This is a genomic window from Ideonella sp. P3_A4, assembly GCF_056403075.1.
In genome coordinates, this window is sequence record NZ_JBFUGE010000589.1 from 1 (window position 1) to 3671 (window position 3671).

At 66.6% G+C, this 3671-nt stretch carries 3 protein-coding genes; all 3 read left to right on the plus strand.

What is annotated here, in order from left to right; genetic code table 11:
- A partial coding sequence (locus tag AC1DYI_RS29435) for an ABC transporter ATP-binding protein (RefSeq protein ID WP_477207668.1) occupies positions 1–717 on the plus strand: 717 nt, incomplete at its 5' end.
- Positions 710–1906: a maltose/maltodextrin ABC transporter substrate-binding protein MalE gene (malE, locus tag AC1DYI_RS29440; protein WP_477207669.1), complete on the plus strand. Its 1197-nt coding sequence runs from the start codon at positions 710–712 to the stop codon at positions 1904–1906. The genes AC1DYI_RS29435 and malE, both read left to right, overlap by 8 nt.
- Before the next feature lies 1 nt (position 1907).
- The gene (gene malF, locus AC1DYI_RS29445; protein ID WP_477207670.1) at positions 1908–3464 is read left to right on the plus strand and encodes a maltose ABC transporter permease MalF; all 1557 of its coding nucleotides are present in this window, start codon (positions 1908–1910) and stop codon (positions 3462–3464) included.
- Positions 3465–3671: the final 207 nt, after the last annotated feature.

Sequence of the window (3671 nt, forward strand, 5' to 3'; positions counted from 1 at the left end):
CCCAAGGACCTGTCAGGCGGCCAGCGCCAGCGCGTGGCGATCGGCCGCGCGATCGTGCGCAAGCCCGAGGTCTTTTTGTTCGACGAGCCGCTGTCGAACCTGGACACGGCCTTGCGCGTGCGCATGCGCTACGAGTTCGCCAAACTGCACGAAGAGCTGAAGACGACGATGGTCTACGTGACGCACGATCAGGTCGAGGCGATGACGCTGGCCGACCGCATCGTCGTGCTGTCGGCCGGCAAGATCGAGCAGGTCGGCGCGCCGATGGCGCTGTACGAGCATCCGTACAACCTCTTCGTCGCCAAGTTCATCGGCTCGCCGGAGATGAACATCCTCGACGGGACGCTGGTCTCGGCCGATGCGCTGGGCGCGACCGTGAAGCTGGCCGGTGGTGCGGTGCTGCATTGCGCGGTGGACGCGACGCGTGCCAAAGCCGGTGACCCGGTGCGCCTGGGCGTGCGGCCCGAGCACCTGCGCGAAGGCGGCAGCAGCAACACGATTGACGTCAAGGTCACGTTCGTCGAGTCGCTGGGCGGCACGACCTACGCCTACTGCGACTACCCCGGCGCCGAAGACACGCTGACTTGCGAGCTGGACGGACACTCGCACCCCAAGCCCGGCCAGACGCTGAGCTTGCAGGTGCCGTCAGAGCGCGCGTACTTGTTCGATGCGCAAGGCACAGCATTCCAGCGCCAGACAGAGGCCGGCCGTGCCTGACCACAAGCTCGTTCGTTGGGCGGCGATTGCCGCGACCGCGCTGCTCGCATCCTGTGCCCCCAAGGGCCCCGACGCCGGCGCACTGAAGCTGCTCGTCTGGATCAACGGCGACAAGGGCTACAACGGGCTGCAGAAGGTGGGCGACGCGTTCGCTGCCGCCACGGGGGTGCAGGTCACCGTCCAGCACCCCGAAGGCGCACCGGACAAATTTCAAGCCGCCGCCGGCGCCGGCAAAGGCCCGGACATCTTCTGCTGGCCGCACGACCGCGTCGGCGAGTGGGCCAAGTCCGGCCTGATCGTGCCGGTGCATCCGCCGAAGCGTGTTCACGACGAGGTCGAGGACTCGGCTTGGGCAGCCTTCACCTACCAGGGCAAGACCTGGGGCTACCCGCTGGCGATCGAGGCGATCGGACTGGTCTACAACAAGGCACTGGTGAAGACGCCGCCGGCCACGTTCGAAGAGCTGATCACGCTCGACAAGCAATTGCAGAAAAACGGCAAACACGCGGTGCTGTGGGACTACAACAAGTCCTTCTTCACCTGGCCGATGCTGGCCGGCCCGGGCGGCTTCGTCTTCGGCCGCACGGCGAGTGGCGACTACGACCCGAAGGCCGTGGGCGTGAACACTGCGGGCGCATTGAAAGGTGCCGAGATGCTGGACCGCCTGATCAAGGACGGCCACATGCCCAAGGGGGCGCGCTACTCGGAGATGGAAGCCAGCTTCGCCCGCGGCGAGGTCGCGATGATGATCACCGGCCCCTGGGCCTGGGACAACGCGAAGAAGGCCGGCATCGACTACGGCGTCGCGCCGGTGCCTGGCGTGGCCGGCCACTTGGCCAAACCTTTCGTCGGTGTGCTCGGCTGCATGGTCACGGCGCCCAGCCCGTCGAAAGACATCGCGCGCGAGTTCATCGAGAACCATCTGCTGACCGTCGAGAGCCTGAAGACCATCTCGGCTGATGTGTCACTCGGCACCCCCGCCAACAAGGCCTACTTCGCCGAGCTGTCGGGCGATGCCTCGATCCGCACGACGATGGAAAACGCACGCGCCGGCGAGCCGATCCCGAACATCCCCGAGACACAGCGCTTCTTCCCGGCGATGGACGCGGCACTGGAAGCGATCACCAACGGCCGCCAGTCGCCGAAGGACGCTCTCGATGGCGCGGCAGCGCGCATGGTCATCAACTGACATGAACACCCTCGCCGCCTCGCCCCCTTTGACCCGCCCCGCCAGCACCGGGCAGCGCAGCTTCACCTGGGCCGTCGCCGCGCTGTGCGAGCTGCTCGTGCTGTGGTTCGCCTGGCGCCTGGCCGCCGGTGGCCAGGCGCTGGTCAGCACCGCCGCACTCGCACTCGGCACGATGGGCGTCTACACCTACGCATCGACGAAGTCGCTGGCTTGGCGCTACCTGTTCCCGGGTGTCGCCGGTATGCTGATCTTCGTGGCCTTTCCGCTCGTCTACACGATGCAGATCGGCTTCACGAACTACTCGTCGGCTCATTTGTTGAGCGAGGCGCGCGCCCGCGCCTACCTGCTCGACCAAAGCGATGTCGACGAAGCCCACGCGATGGCCAGCACGCTGTACGCCGACGGCTCGGCGCTGCGCATCAAGCTGACCAGCGCAGACGGCAACGAGGTGCTGGTCACCCCGCCGCTGTCGCAAGCGGCCGCGCCGAAAGCACCGGTGGCCTTGACGCCGGCAGCGCAAGACCTGGGCACGCCGCTGTCGCTGCGCGAGGTGCTGGCCCGGCGCGACACGTTGCGCGAACTGGTGCTGCAGCGCCCGGATGGCACCCGGCTGCACTACACCGGCGTGCGCGAATACGGCCCGCTGAACCCGCTGTGGAAGGCCGGCGACGACGGCGCGCTGGTCCAGCAACCGTCGGGCACCGTCTACAAGCCCAACCGTGACACCGGCTACTTCGAGAACGAGCGCGGCGAGCACATCCAGCCCGGCTTCAAGGTCGGCATCGGCTGGGCCAACTACACGCGGATGATGTTCGACGCCGACTTCCGCGGCCCGTTCGTCTCGATCTTTGGTTGGACCGTCGTCTTCTCTGCACTGACCGTGCTGTTCGCCACCATGATCGGCATGACGCTGGCGGTGTTGCTGAACTGGGAAGCGCTGAAGTACCGCACGCTGTACCGAACGCTGCTGTTCCTGCCGTACGCCGTGCCCGGCTTCATCTCGATCCTGGTGTTCAAGGGCCTGTTCAACCAGAACTTCGGCGAGATCAATGCGATCCTCGATGCGCTGTTCGGCGTACGCCCGGCCTGGTTCGCCGACCCGACGCTGGCGCRCGCGATGCTGCTGATCGTCAACACCTGGCTCGGCTACCCGTACGTGATGGTGCTGTGCACCGGGCTGCTGAAGGCGATCCCTTCTGACCTGTACGAAGCCTCGGCGATCGCCGGAGCCGGCCCGCTGACCAACTTCTTCAAGATCACCGCGCCGCTGATCGCGCGGCCATTGACGCCGTTGCTGATCTCGGCCTTCGCGTTCAACTTCAACAACTTCGTGCTGATYGCGCTGCTGACCGATGGGCGGCCCGACTATCTGAACACCAAGCTGCCGGCCGGCACGACCGACATCCTGGTCAGCTACACCTACCGAATCGCCTTCACTGACGCCGGCGCCAACTTCGGCCTCGCGGCCGCCATCTCGACACTGATCTTCTTCGTCGTCGCGCTGATGTCGCTGGTGAACCTGAAGCTGACGGGCGACGGGAAGGCGGTGCGGCCTTGATGAAGAAGCCAGACGCGTTCCACCTGCGAAGCGCGGAGCGTGGCGGGAGGCCCGGGGATGCGTTCTCCGGTTCACGCTCGCGGGGAGATGTCTTCAGCCTGCCGGCACCTCTCGGTCGGACAGGTTTCCTCATGCCTCGGCTCGAGCGACCGCGAATGGCGCCTGCGCCCGCATCCCCGAGCCTCCCACCAAGGCACCCGCGTGGCA